Source organism: Streptomyces sp. NPDC028289 (assembly GCF_055565975.1).
Map to the genome: position 1 here is coordinate 162,603 of NZ_JBVHTI010000004.1, position 18,643 is coordinate 181,245.

19 protein-coding genes are annotated in these 18,643 nt (G+C 71.2%); 4 read left to right on the plus strand and 15 right to left on the minus strand.

From position 1 onward, the window contains the following. Nucleotides 1–227: 227 nt before the first annotated feature. The 5 genes from ACZ4UV_RS20715 to ACZ4UV_RS20735 all read right to left on the minus strand — a co-directional run bounded on the left by ACZ4UV_RS20715 (nt 228) and on the right by ACZ4UV_RS20735 (nt 6,668). Nucleotides 228–1,280, minus strand: coding sequence for an Ldh family oxidoreductase (locus ACZ4UV_RS20715; protein WP_467839641.1), 1,053 nt, complete (start codon nt 1,278–1,280; stop codon nt 228–230). A gap of 20 nt (nt 1,281–1,300) precedes the next feature. Next, entirely contained in the window at nt 1,301–3,001 is a 1,701-nt protein-coding gene (locus ACZ4UV_RS20720) for a thiamine pyrophosphate-dependent enzyme (RefSeq protein ID WP_467839644.1), read from the minus strand. Between the two features lie 13 nt (nt 3,002–3,014). After that, a complete protein-coding gene (locus tag ACZ4UV_RS20725) occupies nt 3,015–3,875 on the minus strand; it encodes an amidohydrolase family protein (RefSeq protein WP_351502495.1) in 861 nt (286 codons plus the stop codon). A 140-nt stretch (nt 3,876–4,015) separates the two neighbouring features. Beyond that, nucleotides 4,016–5,215 (minus strand): L-2-hydroxyglutarate oxidase, encoded by a 1,200-nt coding sequence (gene lhgO / locus ACZ4UV_RS20730; protein ID WP_451016823.1) that lies wholly within the window; start codon nt 5,213–5,215, stop codon nt 4,016–4,018. After that, nucleotides 5,208–6,668, minus strand: coding sequence for an aldehyde dehydrogenase family protein (locus ACZ4UV_RS20735; RefSeq protein WP_451016822.1), 1,461 nt, complete (start codon nt 6,666–6,668; stop codon nt 5,208–5,210). Before ACZ4UV_RS20735 ends, lhgO begins: the two co-directional genes overlap by 8 nt. 193 nt (nt 6,669–6,861) lie before the next feature. On the opposite strand from ACZ4UV_RS20735, the gene ACZ4UV_RS20740 reads away from it, so the two are divergent. Beyond that, nucleotides 6,862–7,149: a putative quinol monooxygenase gene (locus ACZ4UV_RS20740; protein ID WP_451016821.1), complete on the plus strand. Its 288-nt coding sequence runs from the start codon at nt 6,862–6,864 to the stop codon at nt 7,147–7,149. Between the two features lie 161 nt (nt 7,150–7,310). On the opposite strand, the gene ACZ4UV_RS20745 is transcribed toward ACZ4UV_RS20740, so the two are convergent. From ACZ4UV_RS20745 to ACZ4UV_RS20785, 9 genes are all read right to left on the minus strand, one after another. Beyond that, on the minus strand, nt 7,311–8,315 hold the full coding sequence (locus ACZ4UV_RS20745; RefSeq protein ID WP_467839649.1) for a uroporphyrinogen decarboxylase/cobalamine-independent methonine synthase family protein: 1,005 nt from the start codon (nt 8,313–8,315) through the stop codon (nt 7,311–7,313). A gap of 4 nt (nt 8,316–8,319) precedes the next feature. Beyond that, nucleotides 8,320–8,784 (minus strand): GlcG/HbpS family heme-binding protein, encoded by a 465-nt coding sequence (locus tag ACZ4UV_RS20750; RefSeq protein ID WP_467839652.1) that lies wholly within the window; start codon nt 8,782–8,784, stop codon nt 8,320–8,322. Next, nucleotides 8,781–9,566 carry an alpha/beta fold hydrolase gene (locus ACZ4UV_RS20755; protein WP_451022332.1) on the minus strand — a complete coding sequence of 262 codons (786 nt, stop codon included), beginning with the start codon at nt 9,564–9,566 and terminating at the stop codon, nt 8,781–8,783. The genes ACZ4UV_RS20750 and ACZ4UV_RS20755 overlap by 4 nt, the downstream gene beginning before the upstream one ends. Nucleotides 9,567–9,591: 25 nt before the next feature. Further along, the gene (locus tag ACZ4UV_RS20760) at nt 9,592–9,963 is read right to left on the minus strand and encodes a VOC family protein (RefSeq protein WP_451022331.1); all 372 of its coding nucleotides are present in this window, start codon (nt 9,961–9,963) and stop codon (nt 9,592–9,594) included. Beyond that, complete coding sequence (locus ACZ4UV_RS20765) at nt 9,960–10,730, minus strand: fumarylacetoacetate hydrolase family protein (RefSeq protein ID WP_451022330.1); 771 nt, start codon at nt 10,728–10,730, stop codon at nt 9,960–9,962. The genes ACZ4UV_RS20760 and ACZ4UV_RS20765 overlap by 4 nt, the downstream gene beginning before the upstream one ends. Continuing rightward, a complete protein-coding gene (locus ACZ4UV_RS20770) occupies nt 10,727–12,175 on the minus strand; it encodes an NAD-dependent succinate-semialdehyde dehydrogenase (protein WP_467839657.1) in 1,449 nt (482 codons plus the stop codon). The genes ACZ4UV_RS20765 and ACZ4UV_RS20770 overlap by 4 nt, the downstream gene beginning before the upstream one ends. A gap of 20 nt (nt 12,176–12,195) precedes the next feature. After that, nucleotides 12,196–13,116 carry a VOC family protein gene (locus tag ACZ4UV_RS20775; RefSeq protein WP_451022328.1) on the minus strand — a complete coding sequence of 307 codons (921 nt, stop codon included), beginning with the start codon at nt 13,114–13,116 and terminating at the stop codon, nt 12,196–12,198. A gap of 128 nt (nt 13,117–13,244) precedes the next feature. After that, the gene (locus ACZ4UV_RS20780; RefSeq protein WP_451022327.1) at nt 13,245–14,156 is read right to left on the minus strand and encodes a LysR family transcriptional regulator; all 912 of its coding nucleotides are present in this window, start codon (nt 14,154–14,156) and stop codon (nt 13,245–13,247) included. Nucleotides 14,157–14,267: 111 nt separating this feature from the next. Then, nucleotides 14,268–14,831 (minus strand): carboxymuconolactone decarboxylase family protein, encoded by a 564-nt coding sequence (locus ACZ4UV_RS20785; protein ID WP_451022334.1) that lies wholly within the window; start codon nt 14,829–14,831, stop codon nt 14,268–14,270. Between the two features lie 219 nt (nt 14,832–15,050). On the opposite strand from ACZ4UV_RS20785, the gene ACZ4UV_RS20790 reads away from it, so the two are divergent. The 3 genes from ACZ4UV_RS20790 (at nt 15,051) to ACZ4UV_RS20800 (ending at nt 16,961) form a co-directional block, all read left to right on the plus strand. Next, nucleotides 15,051–15,455, plus strand: coding sequence for a cupin domain-containing protein (locus tag ACZ4UV_RS20790; RefSeq protein WP_181806096.1), 405 nt, complete (start codon nt 15,051–15,053; stop codon nt 15,453–15,455). A gap of 129 nt (nt 15,456–15,584) precedes the next feature. Further along, nucleotides 15,585–16,007 (plus strand): SH3 domain-containing protein, encoded by a 423-nt coding sequence (locus ACZ4UV_RS20795; RefSeq protein WP_467839662.1) that lies wholly within the window; start codon nt 15,585–15,587, stop codon nt 16,005–16,007. A gap of 195 nt (nt 16,008–16,202) precedes the next feature. Continuing rightward, nucleotides 16,203–16,961 (plus strand): helix-turn-helix domain-containing protein, encoded by a 759-nt coding sequence (locus tag ACZ4UV_RS20800; protein WP_451023397.1) that lies wholly within the window; start codon nt 16,203–16,205, stop codon nt 16,959–16,961. A gap of 55 nt (nt 16,962–17,016) precedes the next feature. Here ACZ4UV_RS20800 and ACZ4UV_RS20805 read toward each other — a convergent pair whose 3' ends face one another. Next, the gene (locus ACZ4UV_RS20805; RefSeq protein WP_467839665.1) at nt 17,017–18,342 is read right to left on the minus strand and encodes an MFS transporter; all 1,326 of its coding nucleotides are present in this window, start codon (nt 18,340–18,342) and stop codon (nt 17,017–17,019) included. Nucleotides 18,343–18,643: the final 301 nt, after the last annotated feature.

The following is an 18,643-nucleotide window of genomic DNA, read 5'->3' on the forward strand; positions in this document are numbered from 1 at the left end:
TCGCGCCCACGCGGCGGTAGCCGCACATTCACTGCAGCCCCGCGCCCTGACGGGGCACCGACGGACCGTTGCTCACAGGGCCAGGTGCATCCGTCGAAGTCCGCTGCGGTTCGGCAGCGCCCCATCGGGGCGCTGGGGGTACCCCCGGCCGAAGGCTGGGGGAGGAACTGCGCGACCGGCCACGACGGCGCCGCAGTCGGCCGATCGCAGCCCTTCCAGTGGAGCATCTACCCTTCGAACCGCGGCGCAGTGACCCCCAACCGGTCGGCATGCTCGGCGAGTTCACGCCACACCTTCGCGGCCACGGGGATGCCCTTCGTCCCCCGCCCCTCCGCCACCGCCGCGCTGCGCTCACCGGGGTAGAACACCCCGTCCGCGCCTGCCGCGACCGGCAGACCCTTCAGCGTGCTCAGGGTGTCGTCCACGTTCGCGGTGAAAGCCTCCGGGTCACCGAAAGCGGCCGGGTCCACGGCGATGAGCAGGGCGTTCTGCCGGTGCTTGCGGTCGCCCGCGTGGAACGACGCGAAGATCGGCGCGCCGACGAGAACACTGGTGAGGAGTTCGAAGGCGAGGGACATGCCGGAACCCTTCGCGCCGCCCAACGGCAGGGGCATGACCGCCAGTTCCGGGTCGGTCGTCGGGGTGCCGTCCTCCGTGGCGGCCGCGCCCTCCGGCAACGGCGTGCCGCTCGCCTTGGCCTGCCGGATCTTGCCGAGGGCGATGGTGGCGGTGGCCATGTCCAGCAGCAGCGGGGCGTGGTCACGGGCCGGCACGGCGATGGCGAGGGGGCTGGTGGCGACGGCCGCGCCCTTGACACCGGTGTAGCCCATGTTGGGCATGCCGGCCACGAAACCGAGCCCGACCAGGCCCTGCTCGGCGATCCGGGACACGTAGTAGCCGATGGCGCCGGTGTGCACCGTGCGGCGGACGCCGACCGAGGCGATGCCCGTCTCGCGGGCACGCCGTACCGCCTCGTCGGCGGCGGCCGTCAGGGCGACCGGGCCGGGGGCGCGGTCGGCGTCGAGGACGGCGGCGGCCGGGGCCGTCGACTCGATCGTCATCTCCGGCCGCGCGTTGGCGACGCCCTTGGCGAGCAGGTCCAGGTAGGCGGGGACGCGGGCGGTGCCGTGCGAGTCGACGCCGCGCTGCGCCGCCCAGACGAACACGTCGGCGGTGGTGCGGGCGTGTTCGGCGCTCAGGCCGCCCTTTTCGAGGAGGGCGGCGGAGAAGGCGCGCAGGTCGTCGGCGGGCACCAAGATCTTGGTGGGGGTGTTGGACATGGTTGCGGTGTGTCTCCTGGCTAGCGGGTGACTAGGACGTCCACGACGGCGGTCGTGCCCTCGGCCACGGCCTTCAGGGCGCGTTCGAGCGCCGGCGCGAGTGCCTCCGACGTGTCGACGGTCTCGGTGTGCATGCCGAACGGCTCGGCGAAGTCGGCGAGCCGGGGCAGCCGGTGCAGATCGGTGCCGAGCCACTCGCCGGTCTCGGCGGCCGCTCCGTCGGGGTAGAAGCGGCGGTGGTTGAGGTTCATCGACTTGTAGACACGGTTGTTGAACACCACGATCAGCAACGGCAGTTCGTACGCGTTGGAGGCGTCGTACGACGGGATCACCGGGTTGTAGGTGAAGGCGCCGTCGCCGATGGTGAGGACCACCGGCCGCTCCTTCGCGGCGAGTTTGACGCCGAGGGCGACCGCGATGCCCTGGCCGAGTCCGCCCTGGACGTAGAAGTAGGAGTCCGGGTCGGCGGTCTGGACGTGCCGCTTGACGACGCGGCTGTGCGTGATGGTCTCGTCGACGACGATCGCGTCCTGCCCGTGCAGCAGCCGGCGCAGGGTGGCGGCGACCAGCACCGGGTCGACGCCCTTGGCCTCGGCCGCCTTCGTCTCCGCCGCCGCGATCGCGGACTGCTCGGCGGCGTGCCGTTCCTGCTGGGCGGCCCTGCGGATCTCGACCGCCTCCTCGTCGAGGTCCTTGGCCCGCTTGGCCAGCTGGCGCAGCGTGTTGGCGACGTTGCCCTCCAGGTAGGCGTCGGCGAACAGCACCTGGTAGACGACGTGCGGGCGCTGCGGGACCTCGTCGACGACGACGATCTTCGCCTTGGCGGGGCGGCGCGAGGGCGGATAGAACGGGGCGCGGCAGTTGACGAGGAGGATCAGGTCGGCCGAGTCCATCCAGGGGCCGATGTCACTGCCCGCGTGCAGCGGGTGGGTGCGCGGGAAGTTGCCGCACACCGCCGAGTCCGGCTCCACGACCGGGATGTTCCAGGCCTCGGCGAAGGCGACGAGGGCCTCGAAGCCGCCCGCCTCGCGCCCCGCCGTCTCGGTGACGATCACCGGGTTGGCGGCCTCGCGGATCAGCTGCGCGACCGGGTCGACCTCCTCCGGCGAGCTGTGCGTGGAGCCCGGCGGGACGACGGGCTTGGCCTCGCGGCCGTCCCACTCCTCCAGGAGGATCTCCAGGGGGATGTTCAGGTACGCCGGTCCGGCCGGGGCCCGCCAGGCCAGTTCCGCCGCCCGGGTGATCATGGTGGGCAGCGTGTGCACGCCGGCGGCCTCGGTCGACCACTTGGTGAAGGGCTGGGCGATGCCGTGCGGGCCGCCCACGATCGACAGGTTGCGGTACCACTGACCGCCCGGGTCGTGCCCGGGAGCGTCGCCGTACGTGGTCGACTCGGACGAGGCGACCACCATCGGCACGCCGGCCAGCAGCGCGCCGTGCACGGCCATCGAGCCCTGGAGCAGGCCCGGCGCCGCGTGCAGCAGGACGCCCTGCGGGCGGCGCTCGACCAGCCCGTAGCCGGTGGCCATGCCGACGGCGACCGTCTCGTGGGTCAGGTCGAGGTACCGCGGGGCGGGCTCGCCGTCGCGGTGGCGGCGGGCCAGCGCCTCCCACACCGGGGCCCATTCGGACCCCGAGGAGCAGAAGACGTAGTCGGCGCCCGCCGCGTTGAAGGCGGAGACGACGGCGTCCCCGCCGTCGATTCGTGGGTTGTTGGTCATCGCCGGTGTTTCCTCAGCCCTCGATCGGCCAGTTCAGGACCTCGGAGATACCGCGGCCCATGATCCATTCAAGCTCCTCGGGCGTGAAGTCCCAGTGCTTGGTGAACTGCTCGATCGTGTCGGTGTAGGTGATGCCGTGGCCGAGCAGGCGGGTGATGTCGGTGCCGTAGAAGCAGCGCTGCGGGCCCATCTTGTCGACCATCTCGCGCACGTACTTCTGGATGTTGTTGTTCGGGAACGGCTGGGTGGAGTAGCCCGGCAGCGCCGACACCTTGACGTAGATGTTGGGGTGCACATGCAGGTCGGCGGTCTCCGACACCCAGTAGCCGATGGCGTCGTCGACGCAGCGGGCCATGATGCCCATGTGGTCGATGATGATCTTCAGCTCGGGGTGCTTGGCGGCGATCTCGCCGAGCTCGCGCTTCCAGATCGGCGCGTGGACCATGGTGGGGATGCGCAGTTCCTCGGCGATCGGCCAGTACCAGTCGTTGGTGCCGTCGATCATCCAGTTGCGGTCCTGCGGCCGGTGGAAGGTGAGCCGGGTCCCCTTGACGTGCGGGTTCTGCGCGAAGTCCTTGAGCATGGCCTTGCCCTCTTCGGGCTTGTTCTGCGGGATGCGGGCCATGATGCCGAACCGGTCCGGGTGGGCCTCGCAGGCCTCCAGGGCGTAGTCGATGCGGTCGCCCTCCCAGGACGGCGGCAGGATCAGCGCCCGGTTCACGCCGGCCTCGTCCATCAGCTCCAGGGCCTCCTCGTAGGAGAAGGGGTCCTCGCGATGGCCATTGAGCCGGATCCGCTCCCGGGCGCCGGGCACCCACGGGCGGTCCGGGGTCTCTTCCTTCCAGATGTGGATCTGCGTGTCGACGACGAACATGTCCGAACTCTTTCTCTCGAAGGGGGTGGTGGAGCGGTGTGGAAGGAACGCTAGGCGGCCGGTGCGCTCTTGCGGAGATCCCGGCGCGCAAGCTGTTGTTGCGCGGAAGTGCGCTGTTCGCGGGGCATGTCGCCGGTGTTTCAGGCGTCGTCGAAGACGGCCGCGGTGATGTGTTCGGCGATCGCCATGGAGGCCGTGGCGGCCGGCGAGGGGGCGTTGCGGACGGCGGTGATCCGGCCGACCCGGTGGATGCGGAAGTCGTCCACGAGCGTGCCGTCGCGGTCCAGCGCCTGGGCGCGTACGCCCGCGCCGCCGCGCACCACGTCACGGACGCCGACCCCCGGGACGTACAGCTTGGCGTCCTCCATGAAGGCGGCCGCGGAGAAGGACCCGCGGTACTCCCTGATGCCGGTACGCCAGTGCTGGGCAGCCATCCGCCATGCGCCGGGGTAGGCGGCGAGGGCCAGCAGGTCGCGGGGCGAGATTGTGGTCCGGGTGTATCCCTCCTTGGCGAGGGCGAGGACGGCGTTGGGTCCGACCTCCACCGAGCCGTCGACGCGCGGGGTGAAGTGCACGCCGAGGAAGGGGTAGCGGGGGTCGGGCACCGGGTAGACGAGCCCGCGCACGAGATGGGCCCGGTCCGGCTTCAGCAGCATGTACTCGCCGCGGAACGGAATGATCCGGGGCTCCTGCCTGTCCTGTGCCAGCTTGGCCACGGAGTCGGACTGGAGGCCGGCGCAGAGGATCAGCCGGTCGACACGGACCCGGTCCTGGCCGGAGGCGACCTCGATACCGCCGGGCACGGTGCTGATCGAGGTGACCGCGAAGCCGAGGCGCACCTCGCCGCCGGAGTCGATGACGTCCTTCGCGAACGCGCGGGCGATCGCCGGATAGTCGGTGATCGCGGTGCGCGGGGAGTGCAGGGCCGCGATGCCGCCGACGTGCGGCTCCAGCTCCCTGATCTCCTCGCGCGAGATCTTCCGCAACTCCGGTACGTGGTTGTTCTTCGCCCGCTCGTACAGGTTCTCCATCCTGCCGAGCTCGTCCTTCCGTACCGCCACGACCAGCTTGCCGATCTCGTCGTACGGCAACTGCCGGTCCCGGCAGTACTCGCGCAGCAGGGACACGCCCCGCACGCACAGGTCGGCCTTCAGGCTGCCGGGCGTGTAGTAGATGCCCGCGTGCACCACGCCGGAGTTGTGGCCGGTCTGGTGCCGGGAGACCTCCTGCTCCTTCTCGAACACCACGACCCGGGTGCCGGGGCGGCGCAGCGCGATCTCGCGGGCCGTGGCCAGGCCCACGATGCCGGCGCCGACGACTCCGACCGTCTCGTCAGCCACGGGCCCGCTCCGGGGCACCGAAGTGGACGGCCACCGTCTTGACGCGCGTGGAGAACCTCAGGACCTCTTCGCCCTGCTCCTTGTAGCCGGTGCCGGAGTCGTGGAAGCCGCCGAACGGCAGGTGGACGTCCCAGCCGGTGGTCGTCGTGTTGACCGCGACCTGCCCGCACTCGGCCTCGTCGGCGAAGCGGTACGCCGAGCCGAGGTCGCGGGTGAACACGGCGGCGGCGAGCCCGAACCCGGAGTCGTTGACCGCCTCGACGGCCGCCGCGAAGTCGTCCACCGCGCGGACGGCGAGGACGGGTCCGAAGACCTCCTCCCGCCAGACGGCCATGTCCGGGGTGATGCCGGCGAGGACGGCGGGTTCCACGTAGCAGCCGTGGGGCCGTTCGCTGTCCGCCCGGCCTCCGGTGAGCACGGTCGCGCCCTGTTCCACCGCCCTGCCCAGGTCGGCGAGGACGCTGTCGCGCTGCTTCGGGCTGGACAGCGGGCACAGGGTGGTCGCCGGGTCGGTGCCGGGGCCGACGGTCAGCGTCCGCACCTGCGCGACCAGCAGCGTGACGAACTCGTCGTACACCGGCCGCTCGACGATCACCCGGCTGGTGGCCGTGCAGCGCTGCCCGGCCTGGCCGAAGGAGGCGGCCACGACGGCCTTCGCGGCGGCCGGCAGGTCGGCGTCGCGCAGCACCACCGACGCGTTCTTGCCGCCGAGTTCGCCCTGGAAGCGGACGTTGCGATCGGCGAGGCGGCGGCGGATGCGGTTGCCCACGGCGTTGGAGCCGGTGAAGGTGATGCCGGCGATCCGGGGGTCGTCGAGGAGGGCCTCCTCGATCTCGGCGGTCCGGCCGGTGACCACGTTGAGGACGCCTGCGGGCAGGCCCGCGTCGTGCAGGGCGCGGGCGAGGTGAAGCCCCGACAGCGGTGTCTCCGTGGCCGGCTTGAACACGGCCGCGTTCCCGGTGGCGAGCAGCGGTGCGAGCTTGCGGGCCGGGGTGATCAGCGGGTCGTTCCAGGGGCTGATCACCAGGATCAACCCGATGGGCTCACGCTGGGTGTGCGTACGGTGGTTCGGGCGTACGTCGTGCAGGAGGGTGCCGTAGCCCTGGCGGGCGAGGCCCGCGTAGTACTCCAGGAAGTCGGCGGCCTTCAGGGTCTCACCGGTCGCCTCGGTCAGGGTCTTGCCGTTCTCGGCGGTGACGTCCGCGGCGATCTCCTCGGCCCGCTCCCGGATCAGGCGGGCCGCCTCGGTGAAGACGCGGGCCCGCTCGAAGGGGCTGGTGCGCTTCCAGACGGCGAAGCCGCGCTCGGCGTGGTCGTAGGCCCGGGTGACGTCCTTCGCGGACAGGGCCGGGACACGGGCGAGGAGGGTGCGGACGTCGGCCGGGTCGTGGACGTCGATCCATTCGCCGGCCCTCACCCACTCCCCGCCCGAGAGGGTTTCCAGAGTGCGCATGGAGATCACTTCCTTCGTCGTCCGCGGTGCCGCCCGTGCGGGCCGTCTGCGACGACACACCATGTGGGAGGGGGTCCACCAGCCCCGCGGGGGCAGGCATTGATTGCGCCGTGCGGAGGCCGTCGGGCGCATGATCCATGCTGGAATCGGGCGGACCGGACACGTTCCGGGACACGTTCTGAGGAGAAGACGGATGGCATACACAGTCGTCGCCCACTATCGCTGCGCGCCCGCCGACGAGGCCGCGGTGCGGGCCGCGCTGCTGAGGGCGCGGGAGGCCACGCGTACGGAGCCCGCGAACCTGATGTACGAGGTGCACGTGGTGGAGGGCGAGCCGGGTGGGTTTCTGTTGTACGAGCGGTATGTCGACCGGGAGGGGTTCGAGGCGCACAAGGCGGCCGAGCACTTCAAGGAGGTCGTCGTGGGGGTGGTGTGGCCGTTGCTCGTGGAGCGCACGGTGATTTTTGCGGAGGTTGTCTAGCGTCTGCCGGGCTCAGGTGCGTTCCGGGGCGCGGGTTGTGTGTGGCTGCTCGCGCAGTTCCCCGCGCCCCTAAAAAAGAAAGGGGCGCTGCACGAGCGCCCCTCAGGGGCGCGGGGAACTGCGCGACCGGCCACGACGGCGCCACAGTCGGCAGATCAGCGCTAGAACTCGTTGCCCCAGCAGTACCGGGCGACGGTCTCGACCAGTACGAGCTTGCGGCGTTGGTCCTCCGCGGTCAGCAGTGGCCTCGACGCCACGTCGGCGAAGCCCCGTGACGGGGACACCGCGCCGTCCTCCAGGTCCTTGAACTCACCCACCGCGTCGATGCGGGACATCACCGCGTCGACGTCTTCGAGTTCGGGCGCCGTCGCGTCGACCACACCCAGGCAGAAGTCCCGGTCGTCCGGCAGTGCCTCGACGAGGTCCAGTTCGGCCGGTGTGCCCTGGTCGAACGGGAGGATCCAGCGGTCGGCGCCGATGCCGGCGTACAGCTGCTCGGCGCGGGCCCGGTCCACCTCGGCCGGGGCCGACCAGCCGGGGGCGACCCCGATGCGGACGCCTTCCGGCCGCTCGTCCAGGCGTACCGCGAGGGCGTCGACGGCGAGCGCGTCCGTGAAGGACAGGGCGCCGGGGTCGGCCGGGCCGGTGCCCACCTGGGCCAGCAGGAGCGGGTTGTCGAGCTGGATAAGGCGGACGCCCTTCGAGACCAGCAGCTCGATCTCGGCCCGGACGATCTCCGCGAGTGCCTCGCCCAGCTCCCGGGCCGAGGAGACGCCGAGGCCCGGCTGGAAGGTGGTGGCCGCCAGATACGCCGGGGAGGGCAGGGTGGCCTTCACGGCGATCACCGTCAGGTCGGCGAGCTGGGCGGACCGGTCGGCGAGCAGCGGGCCGTTGGCCTTGGGCAGGGCTTCGGCAACCCAGTGGACCAGGCCGTCCGGGTCCGCCCCGTCGGTGCGGCGGAAGCCCGACACGCCGTCGAGGACGGCGCTGCGGAAGTCCTCGCGGGGGAAGTCGCCGTCGGTGACGACGGTGGAGCGCAGCTTGCGCTGGTAGGCGACCGCCTCCCGGACCGCCGCGTCGACGGCCTCCGGGTCGGCGGTGGACAGGCCTGCCGGGCGGACCAGGCTGCCGTGGTGGTCGATGCGGTAGTTGAACGTGTCCGCCATGGTGTCAGTCCTTTCCGCCGGAGCCGGTGACGCCCCACGCGGCGAACTCCAGCTCGTAGCCGAGCGCCTTCAGGACCTCCTCGGCGATCCGCTGGTCCTCGTCCGCGGTGCCGCCGGCGATGCCGAGCCCGCCGATGATCTCGCCGTCCTTCTTGATGGTGACGCTGCCCTCGGCGGCCATGATCGGCAGTGCGGCGCCGGGGAGTTGGGAGAGCTGGGAGAAGAAGGCCGGCTGGCTCTCCTGCCACTTCTTCAGCATGGGTCCCGGGCGCTGCATGACGGCCGCCGTGTAGGCCTTCGCACGGGCGATGTCGGGGGTGAGCGGGCGGGCGCCGTCGGGGCGGCGGATGGCGACGGGGAAGCCGCCGGCGTCCACGACGGCGACGCTCACCGCCTTGCCGATCTCCTGGGCGCGCTGGTGGGCGGCGCCGATGATCTCCTCGGCGGCGGCCAGGGTGAGGCTGGTCATGCTGCTTCCTTCGGTGCGGTGAGGGTGCGGCGGAGCCGGGCGACGGCGGCGTTGTACTGCCCGGGCGCCTCCCAGTACATGGAGTGCGGGGCGTCCGGGACGATCTCCAGGTGCGAGCCGGCCAGCAGTTCGTGGGCGCGGGTGACGGTCTTGACGCCGAGGACGGCGTCCTTCTCGCCCGCGAGGAAGGCGACCTTGACGCCGGAGGCCCGGATCTCCTCCAGGGAGGGGCCGTCGGTGTCGAGGTTGCGCAGGTCCTGCATCCTGGCCACGTTGAACGTGCCCATCTGCTGGAAGAGGAAGGTCAGGTCGGCCCGGTCCTGCTGGAACGATTTAGTCAACAGCCGGTCGATGACGGGCAGCTTCACGGCCTCCGCCCGGTCGGCGGCGGCCAGCTCCTTCAGTTCGGGGTGGCTGATGCCGCCGAGGGAGTGGCCGAGGACGACCGAGGAGACCCGCTCGGGGCGGAGCAGCCCGGCACGCAGGGCGGCGACGGAGCCGATGGACTGGCCGACCAGCATGGCGTCGGTGATGTCCTCCTGGTCGAGGACGGCGACCACGTCACCGGGGAAGTCCTGGCCGTCGAACTCCGCCATGGACGAGTCGGACTTTCCGAAGCCGCGCAGGTCCACGGTGACGACCGTGAACTCCTCGCGCAGTGCGGCCACCTGCTGCCACCAGGCGGCGTGGTGCCCGCCGCTGCCGTGCACGAAGAGGATCGCCGGGCCGCTGCCGTGGCGCTCGTAGTAGATGGATGTGCCGTCGGAGTCGGCGATGGGCATGGAGTGAACTCCCGTACAGAGATGCCTAGTTGGGGCGGCGGCTGTGGTAGACGAGCTCGATCATGGTGTGGTCGGGGTCGTGGATGTAGCAGAACTTGGACTGGTTCTCGGGGCGTTCGATCGGCCGGGTGTGCCGGATGCCCAGATCCTTGAGATGGGCGAGGAACTCGTCCCAGTCGTCGACCTCGACGGCGAAGTGGTAGGGCGCCATGCGCTCCATCTCCTCCACGGGAGTGAAGTGCAGGTCGAAGTTGCCCCGGGTCATCAGCACCACGCGGGTGTTGGACTTGGGCTGGATGCGCTTCATCCCGAAGACCTTGGTGTACCAGGCGGCGGTCCGGTCGGGGTCGGTGGTGGGGAAGTTGACGTGGTGGATGTAACGGGGTGCCGCGGTCATGAGTGGTTCCCTTCCAGGTGTACGGGGTTGGACAGCACGCCGATGCCGCTGATCTCGACCTCGACGGTGTCGCCGGGGTCGAGCCGGCAGGTGGACTCGGCGCCCATCCACAGCACGTCACCGGGGTGCAGGGTGATGTGCCGGGTGATCTCGACGATGTAGTCGAAGGGGTCGAAGACCATGTCCCCGGTCGGGAACTCGGCACGTACCTCGCCGTTGACCCGGAGCGTGGTGGTCTGCGCGAGGGCGTCGACGTCGGTCTCGATCCACGGCCCCATCGGCTTGAACGTGTCGCTGTTCTTGCTGCGCCAGAAGGTGCGGTCCTGGTGCTGCCAGGTGCGGGCGCTGACGTCGTTGCCGATGGTCCAGCCGAAGACGGACTTCCGGGCGTCGTCGTACGTCGCGTGCCGGACCGTACGGCCGATGACGGCGACGAGTTCGGGTTCGGCCTCGAAGCGTCCGGTCACCTCGGCCGGCTTGACGATCGGCGAACGGTGGCCGGTGAGCGCGTTGTTGGCGCGGTAGCCGACCTCGGGGCGCTCGGGCGTCGCGGCCCCGGCGTGCTCGATGTGCCGGGGGTAGTTGTGGCCGACGGCGTAGAACACGCCCGGTACGACGGGCGGCAGCCAGGTGGCGCCGGCGAACGGGATCGTGCCGAGGACGTCGGGCTCGCCCTCCAGCGGCGACCCGGAGAGCAGTTCGATACGGGACTCCCCCACCCGGCCCCAGACCGCCCGTCCCTCCACCGAGACTCGCGCGTACCTCATGGCGTCAGCAGGTGGGAGACGCGCTTGGTGACCAGGTAGGCGTCCAGCGCCTCCGGCCCGCCCTCCCGGCCGTACCCGCTCTCCTTGACCCCGCCCGAGGGCGCCTCGTGGACCGAGCCGCCGCAGTGGTTGATCGAGAGGATGCCGGCCTCGAACCCGTCGGAGAGCTTCTCGGCGGTGGCCGCCGACCTGGTGAAGCCGTAGGCGGCCAGGCCGTACGGCAGGGAGTTGGCGGTGGCCAGGGCGTCGTCGAGGTCGCCGAAGGGCACGATCGGTGCGAGGGGACCGAACGGCTCCTCGGAGAGCAGGTCCGCGTCCGCCGGTACGTCGGTGAGGACGGTCGGGGCGAAGAAGTAGCCGGGGCGGTCGAGCCGTTCGCCGCCGGCGCGGACCCTGGCTCCCTTGCGCACCGCGTCCGCCGTCAGCCGCTCGATCGACCGCAGCCGGCGCTCGTTCGCGAGGGGGCCCATCGTGGTGCCCTGCGTCAGTCCGTCGCCGACGACGACCGACTCGGCGGCCTTCACGAACTCGGCGGTGAAGTCCTCGACCAGGGACTCGTGGACGAGGAAGCGGCTGGGCGAGGTGCACACCTGGCCGGCGTTGAAGAACTTGGCCTGGGCGGCCCGGCGGGCGGCCTGTCCGGCGTCCGCGTCGGCGCAGACGATGACCGGGGCGTGGCCGCCGAGCTCCATCAGGGCGGGCTTCATGACCTTGCCGGCCTCGGCGGCGAGGAGCTTGCCGACGGGCACCGAGCCGGTGAAGGCGATCATGCGGGTGACCGGGGAGGCTATGAGGTGGGCGGACACCTCGGCGGGCTCGCCGAAGACCAGGTTCAGCACTCCGGCGGGGAGTCCGGCGTCGGCGTAGCACTCCACCAGGGCGGCTGCCGTGGCCGGGGTCTCCTCGGAGGCCTTGATGATCAGCGAGCAGCCCGACGCGAGCGCCGAGGAGATCTTGCGGTTGGGGCCGCCGACCGGGAAGTTCCAGGGCACGAAGGCGGCGACGGGGCCGATGGGTTCGCGGCGGACGGTGAGGATCGTGCCGGGCGCGGAGGGCACGATACGGCCGTATGCGCGCCGGGCGTCCTCGGTGTGCCAGCGCAGGGTGTCGGCGGTGCGCCTGGCCTCGCCCGTCGACTCGGCGAGGGTCTTGCCCTGCTCCAGGGTCATCACGCGGCCGATCGCGGCGGCGCGTTCGGCGATCAGGTCGGCGGCCCGGTCGAGGATGGCGGAGCGCTTGGCGACGGAGGTCGCGCGCCACACCTTGAATCCGCGCTCGGCGGCTTCGAGTGCGCGGTCGAGGTCGGCGGGGGTGGCGAGCGGGACCTCGCCGATCGTCTCCTCGGTGGCGGGGTTGACGACGGGGGCGGTCCGTCCGGAGCCGCCCTGGCACCACTCGCCCGCTATGTACATGCGGACGGCGGGATAGCCGTGGTCGGTGGTCATGAAGGGGTGCCCTCTCAGGTTCAGGACGCGGTGGGGGCTTCCTGGTCGCGGTTGGTGCGCAGGGCCCAGATGTGGTGCGGCGGGGTCGTCTCGTGGACCCGGGTGCCGTAGGTGTCGTCGGCCCGGTCCATGTCGGCGGCGTACTCGACGCGGCCGCCGCACGGGGCGTGCAGGAAGCGGAAGACGTTGGAGCCGACGGTGTGCCGGCCGAGCCTGCGGGCCTCCCGCCACCCGTGCTCGATCATGTAGTTGCCGCCCTCGATCACGTCGTCGAAGCCGGGCACCTCGTAGGCGATGTGGTTGACGCCCGCCTTGTCGGGGCGGTGGCACAGCAGCATGGTGTGCTGGTCGTCGTCGCCGGGGGCCTGCATGAAGACGCCCATCGGCTCGACCACGTCGGTCGGGCGGAAGCCGAGCCGGTCGACGTAGAAGCCGACGGCCGCCTTCCGGCCCTCCTTCGGGATGTTCAGGGCGACATGGCACATGCGCAGCGGGCGGACCCGGGTGATCGGCTCCAGCGCGGTGTTCCAGCGGGTGACAGTGCCCAGTGTGTTGGCCGGGCGGGGCGTGACCGCAGCGGGCGCGGGGCGGGCCAGGACGAGACCGACGCCGAAGCCGGTCTCGTCGACGGTGTGGTGGACGCCGTCGGCGCTCTCGCGGACCTCGCGGTCCCGGCCCGCCTCCGCCACCAGCCGTGCCAGTTCCTCCGGTGTGTCGACGCCCCAGACGACCTCCCGCAGCGTGGGCCCGCTCTCGACGGGCGCCGGAAGCAGTGGCGACGGCCGGGTGTCGAGGTGGAGGCTCTGGCCGGTGCGGGTCACGAAGACCGCGTGCTCGTCGGTCCGCTCCACCATCGACAGCCCGAAGTCGTCGAAGAACCGGACGCATACGCCGAGGTGGTCGATGGCGTAGGTGACCGATTCGATTCTCTGGATTCCCATGGATTCCTCGTTTCCGGGTCGCCTCGCGAGCGTAGATTTCGGCTCGCGAGGGGCTCAATGGCCTGAGCTCTACGGAATGCGCAAGCGTTTCTTGCGGCGTGGGCCGTCCGGGCCGCCGGCCGCCGGGCCTACGACCGGATCGCGGGAATCGGGTTCTGCGCGAACCACTCGGCGAGGAAGTCCAGGAAGACGCTGATCTTGCGCGGGGTGTCCTGTCCGGGCCCGTAGATCGCGTACAGCGGGCGGTCGGGGACGGCGAGGTCGGGCAGCAGCACCTGGAGGGCGCCGGAGACCAGGTCGTCGTAGGCCGGGCGCTGGGGCAGCAGGGCGATGCCGCGGCCGTGCACCGCCGCCTTCTGCAGGGCGATGTAGGAGTTGGACGAGAACGCGATGTTGCGGATCTTGTGCAGGGTGCTGGCGTGCCCGTGGCCGATCCGCCAGACCGGGTCGTTGAGGTGGACCAGGCAGTCGTGGGCGGCGAGGTCGTTCGGGTGGGCGAGCGTGCCGCACCGCTCGACGTACTCCGCGGAGGCGCACAGCACGAACGGCAGCGAGGCGATCTTCTTCAGCCGGACGCTGGAGTCCCTGAGGTCCCGGGTGTGGAAGGCGACGTCGAATCCGCTGTCCAGGAAGTCGTAGGTACGGTCCGACATCCCGCCGAGTTCGAACCGGACCTGGATCTTCGGATGTGTCGCCGAGAAGGCGGCGATGGCGTCCCCGAGGTCGAGGCTGCCTATCCACTTGGGGCAGATGACGCTGAGGGTCCCCTCGGGCCGGTCGTGGAGCTGGGCGATGCCGGCGTCCTCGGCCTCGATCTCGTCCAGGATCCGGGCGGCGAACTCGGCGTAGCGCTGGCCGGGCTCGGTGAGGCTCACGGAGCGGGCGGTGCGGTTGACCAGACGTACGCCGATCTGCCGCTCCAGCTCCGCCACGTGCCGTGACACCAGGGAGCCGGACGAGCCGAGTTTCTTGGCGGCTCCGCTGAAACTGCCGACCTGGGCGACGGTCACGAAGCTGTGCATGAGGAGCAAGCGGTCCATTTTTCCTCCGAACGCGCGTGCGGCTCGCTCGCGCTGGTCACCCACACAAATCGAATGTCGGCAATTCTGTCAACGGCTCCTCTCTTAAAAGATCGGCCGCGTTTCTCATGGTCAGGCAGTGGACGGGGCTCCTGACGGGGTGATCCGGCGGTAGCCACGGACGTCCGGGAACGGCGGCTCCCGGTCGGCCTGGAGATCCACCTGGAAGGTGTTCAGGCACATGCCGAGCATGGTGAAGTTGCCGAGCGCGCCGATCGTGTCGACCAGTCCCTTGGGGCCGAAGTGCGCCAGGGCGCGGGCGAAGGTCTCGTCGGTGACGAAGTGCTCCTCCAGGATCTCCCGGCAGAACTGGTAGAAGGCCTGGTCCGCCTCGTCCTCGAAGACCGCCTCGCGCTTCTCGGCGATGGCCGCCACGGCCGCTTCCGGGATGCCGGCCTCGATCGCCTGGCGGACGTGGGCGTTCCAGGAGTACTGGGCGTCCCAGTTGCGGGCGGCCATCAGGAGGGTCAGTTCGCGCAGGCGTTCGGGGAGACTGCAGTCGAAGCGGGCGAAGGCGCCGAGGGACTCCGCGCGTTCGCACATCTCCGGGCTGTGCAGCCAGACCCGGAACGGGCCGCGGACGGCGCCGCGGCGGCCCGCGATCCGGGCGGCCAGCTCCTGCTGGCGGGGGTTCATGTCGTCTTCGCTGAGAACGGGAAGCCTCATGGGGCCGGTACCTGCCTTTTCTCTCCGGCGGCCGTGGATTGCCGGGTGAGGACGCTACAGCCGCTCCGCGGCCGCTCACACCTCCCGGAGCGCAAGGTAAAACTGCACGCCAGGGGGCACCCGTTCGCGCCCGCGCGGCCTAGCGTCGGTCGGCGTACCAGGTACGCCGTTGTGGAGAGGAACCCCCGGATGACCACGATCATCAAGGCCGCGTCCGTACCCCTGCTCGACCGGGGCGGCGCGGTCGTGACGACACCGCTGATCACCACACCGTCCGCGGGCGGCGAGAACCTCATCACGAGCGGGATGAGCGTCTACCCGGTGGGCTCCGGGGCGCCGTTGCACTCGCACAACTGCGACGAGCACGTGACCGTCCTGGAGGGCGAGGCGGAGGTGTGGGTGGACGGCGAGGTGACCCGGCTGGAGCGGTTCGACACCACGTACGTCCCGTCCCCCGTCCCCCACCTGTTCCGCAACGTCGGCGACACCCCGCTGCGGATCCTGTGGGTGTACTCGTCGGGGTACGTCACGCGGACCTTCACGGCCACGGGCAAGACGGTCGAGCACCTGTCGGCCGAGGACCAGATGGGCTGAGCCGGCGTGCCCTGGGACGTCCCAGGCGTCCCAGGGCACGCGGGGACGACATGGTGACCGTTCGGCACGGAAACGCTCCGAGTCGTGATCACGCTTCGTGGTCACGAGCTCGACAGCACGGAGGTTTCCATGTCCCGTCGGATCCTGAAGAACGGCCTGCTGGCCACCGTCGCGGTGTTCGCGTTCCTGCCCACGGCCGGGGCCGCCACCGCGAGCGCCGCCACCCCGGTCCCCGCGCCCCAGGGAATCGTGCAGTACTACAACTACACCACCCTGCCCGCGCCGGCCGGCCACCGCCTCCACACCCGGCACTACACGTACCGGACCGTCGGCCGGGTGACCACGCACCGCGTCCGGCTCAACGTCCGCTCCGGCCCGAGCACCCGCTACCGCGTGGTGGGCCACCGCCACAGCAACCGGCTCGTCCCGCTGTCCTGCAAGACGTACGGCGGCTCGGTGCGCGGCAACCACACCTGGTACCGGCTCCCGCACCGCAACGGGTACGTCTCCGCCCACTACGTGCGGGTCGGCCACGCCGTCCCGTGGTGCTGACGAGCCGTCACCGCCGTACTCCCTGACCCCAGAGGCCTGTTCGGGAACCCCGGGTTCCCGAACAGGCCTTCGACATGCACCCCCTGATTCACCGTCTTCACACCTGTTCGCCGATTGCGGACCCGGTCCCGATGGGAAGCCATTCCGACAACAGGGGCGAAACGCCCATAGCGTAACGAAGTCGAGGCACGCAACATGCCCCACCCCGAAGGAGCGAGGACCACCCCATCGGACGAGTCGCCGGCGGCGAGGCTGCGCGAGCTGAAGGAGCGTACGGGACTGAGCCTGGCGGCGCTGGCCGCCCGCACCCCGTACAGCAAGTCCGCCTGGCACCGCTACCTCTCCGGCGACAAACGGCCGCCGCGTGCGGCCGTGGAGGCCCTGGCCCGGCTCGCGGGCGCCGACCCCGCCGCCGTACTGGCGTTGTGCGAGGTCCCCGAGGGGCCGCCGGCCGCCGAGGCGCCCCAGGAGCGGCGGCCGGCGAGGCGGCGGCTGCCGCTGACGGCGATCGCACTGCTCGCCGTGGCCGGGGTGACGGCGGCGGCCGTGACCGTCTCGGACCGGCGCGGCACACCGGGCGCACAGCCGGTGTCGGCGGCACCGCGCTGTCACGGCCGGTCCTGCCAAGGCGAGTTGCCGGACGCCTCGGCGTGCGACCGGGACGCGCGGACCAAGAGTCGCGTCACCGGTGTCGCCTACGACGTCCGGCTGCGCTGGTCCCCCGCCTGCGGCACCGCCTGGTCCGAGGTGCGGCTGCACACCCCGCTCGCGCGCGAGGTCTCGGTCCGGGCCGGGGAGGACGTGCTGTCGGCGAGCTATCCCGCCGAGGACTCCGTCGGCTACACCAGCCCGATGCTCGCGGTGCCGGCTCCCCGGGGCGTGGAGGCGTGCGCCGAGGTGGCGGGAGAGCTGGCGTGCACCGGGCTGGAGGCGGACTCCGCCGGAGAACCGTAGAAAGGCGCCGCGCCCGTGGAAGGAGCGCGGCGCCGGACCGGTCCGGGGGGACCGGTCAGTGGGCGGCGACCAGCTTCTCCCGGTCGCTGCTGCCCTGCGGCTGCCGGGCCGAGCGCAGGGCGGCGATGCCGATGAACACCATCGACGAGACGCCGGCCAGCGCGAAGGCGGTGAAGCCCCAGTCGCCGTTGCCCGCGGCGAGCAGCTGGCCGCCGAGCCACGGGCCGAAGACCGCGCCGAAGCGGCCCATGCCGGAGGTCCAGCCGACGGCGGTGGCCCGGTTGTCCGGCGTGGAGCGGATGGAGACGGTCGCGTAGATCATCGTCTGGGCGCTGTTGAGGAAGACGCCGGTGAGGAAGACGACCAGGGTGGTCACGCCCATCGGCAGGTGGACGCTGAGCAGGTAGACGCCGGCGGCGGTGAGGGCGAACCAGATCGCCGCGATGCGCGGGGCGCCGAACCGGTCGGCGGCACGGCCCGCGACCAGCATGCCCACGATGCCGCCGAGGTTGAAGACGACGACGAAGGTGAGGGCGTTGGTGAGCTCGTAGCCCTCGGTGCGCATCAGGGTCGGCAGCCAGGTGGCGACGCCGTAGACCAGGAGCAGACCGCCGAAGGAGGCCAGCCAGTACAGCAGGGTCTGCAGCCATTCGCCGCCGCGGAACAGGGCGAGCAGCGCGTCCCATCGGTCGGCGGCGCTCTTCCTCGCGGACACGGCGGGCAGTTCGACCTCGTAGCGGTCGGCCAGCGCGGTGGCCTCCTCGGTGCGGCCCTTGGCGACCAGGAAGCTCAGCGACTCGGGGAGGAGCTTCAGCAGGACGGGGACGAAGAGCAGCGGGAGCACGCAGACCCAGAAGGCGGAGCGCCAGCCGAAGGGGTCGACCAGCCACTTGGCGACGTAGGCGGAGAGGATGCCGCCCGCGTGGTGGGCGGTCATCAGCACGCCGATGGTGATGGCGATCCGGCCGCCCTTGGCGTAGTCGGAGACCATGCTGATCGCGGTCGGCAGCAGCCCGCCGAGGCCGACGCCGGCCAGGGTGCGGCCGAGGCCGAAGACCCCGAGGCTCCCGGAGACCGCGCAGATGCCGGAGGCGAGCGAGAACAGCGTGACACAGGCGATCATCAGCTGCTTGCGGCCGATCCGGTCCGCGACCGTCCCCGCGGTCAGGGCGCCCACCAGCATGCCGAAGGTGGCGTAGGAACCGAGGTCGCCGGCCTCGTCCGGGGTGATGCCGAAGGTCTTGGTCTCCAGCAGGTGGGGCAGCACCGAGCCGTAGATGAACATGTCGAGGCCGTCGAAGAGCACGGCCAGCCAGCACAGACCGACGACCAGCAAGGCCAGTTTGCTGCCGCGAGCGGACAGGGCGGTTGAGGAGGACATCTTTGTTTTCCTCTCGTCCAGGATGCGTTCCCTGGAGGGGAAGCGGTAGAGGGGGTCGAGGCGGCTCGTGCGGCTGACCCGTGGTGCGTAGACGCTAAGGATCGACGGGCGAAAACGTCAACACTTTTGTCAACAATCACAGCAACAATCCGGATGTCCCCAGGTGACAAGGGGGGTGGGGGGGGCGCGGGGGGGCGCCGCCCCCCCCCCCCCCGGCGGCCGGGGGCGGGGGGGGCGGCCCGGGGGGTGCCCGGGGTGGGGGTTGTGTCGGTAGGGGTAATTACCCACCCCCGGCGCGAGG

What these genes read in the sequence shown, in the direction of transcription:
- ACZ4UV_RS20740 (WP_451016821.1), top strand. Translation starts at nt 6,862, where the DNA reads ATGGCATACACAGTCGTCGCCCACTATCGCTGCGCGCCCGCCGACGAG.
- ACZ4UV_RS20770 (WP_467839657.1), bottom strand. Translation starts at nt 12,175, where the DNA reads ATGACCACCGACCACGGCTATCCCGCCGTCCGCATGTACATAGCGGGC.
- ACZ4UV_RS20765 (WP_451022330.1), bottom strand. Translation starts at nt 10,730, where the DNA reads ATGAGGTACGCGCGAGTCTCGGTGGAGGGACGGGCGGTCTGGGGCCGG.
- ACZ4UV_RS20795 (WP_467839662.1), top strand. Translation starts at nt 15,585, where the DNA reads ATGTCCCGTCGGATCCTGAAGAACGGCCTGCTGGCCACCGTCGCGGTG.
- ACZ4UV_RS20755 (WP_451022332.1), bottom strand. Translation starts at nt 9,566, where the DNA reads ATGCCCATCGCCGACTCCGACGGCACATCCATCTACTACGAGCGCCAC.
- ACZ4UV_RS20775 (WP_451022328.1), bottom strand. Translation starts at nt 13,116, where the DNA reads ATGGGAATCCAGAGAATCGAATCGGTCACCTACGCCATCGACCACCTC.
- ACZ4UV_RS20715 (WP_467839641.1), bottom strand. Translation starts at nt 1,280, where the DNA reads ATGTCCAACACCCCCACCAAGATCTTGGTGCCCGCCGACGACCTGCGC.
- ACZ4UV_RS20745 (WP_467839649.1), bottom strand. Translation starts at nt 8,315, where the DNA reads ATGGCGGACACGTTCAACTACCGCATCGACCACCACGGCAGCCTGGTC.
- ACZ4UV_RS20800 (WP_451023397.1), top strand. Translation starts at nt 16,203, where the DNA reads ATGCCCCACCCCGAAGGAGCGAGGACCACCCCATCGGACGAGTCGCCG.
- ACZ4UV_RS20725 (WP_351502495.1), bottom strand. Translation starts at nt 3,875, where the DNA reads ATGTTCGTCGTCGACACGCAGATCCACATCTGGAAGGAAGAGACCCCG.
- ACZ4UV_RS20735 (WP_451016822.1), bottom strand. Translation starts at nt 6,668, where the DNA reads ATGCGCACTCTGGAAACCCTCTCGGGCGGGGAGTGGGTGAGGGCCGGC.
- ACZ4UV_RS20790 (WP_181806096.1), top strand. Translation starts at nt 15,051, where the DNA reads ATGACCACGATCATCAAGGCCGCGTCCGTACCCCTGCTCGACCGGGGC.
- ACZ4UV_RS20780 (WP_451022327.1), bottom strand. Translation starts at nt 14,156, where the DNA reads ATGGACCGCTTGCTCCTCATGCACAGCTTCGTGACCGTCGCCCAGGTC.
- ACZ4UV_RS20760 (WP_451022331.1), bottom strand. Translation starts at nt 9,963, where the DNA reads ATGACCGCGGCACCCCGTTACATCCACCACGTCAACTTCCCCACCACC.
- ACZ4UV_RS20805 (WP_467839665.1), bottom strand. Translation starts at nt 18,342, where the DNA reads ATGTCCTCCTCAACCGCCCTGTCCGCTCGCGGCAGCAAACTGGCCTTG.
- ACZ4UV_RS20750 (WP_467839652.1), bottom strand. Translation starts at nt 8,784, where the DNA reads ATGACCAGCCTCACCCTGGCCGCCGCCGAGGAGATCATCGGCGCCGCC.
- ACZ4UV_RS20785 (WP_451022334.1), bottom strand. Translation starts at nt 14,831, where the DNA reads ATGAACCCCCGCCAGCAGGAGCTGGCCGCCCGGATCGCGGGCCGCCGC.
- ACZ4UV_RS20720 (WP_467839644.1), bottom strand. Translation starts at nt 3,001, where the DNA reads ATGACCAACAACCCACGAATCGACGGCGGGGACGCCGTCGTCTCCGCC.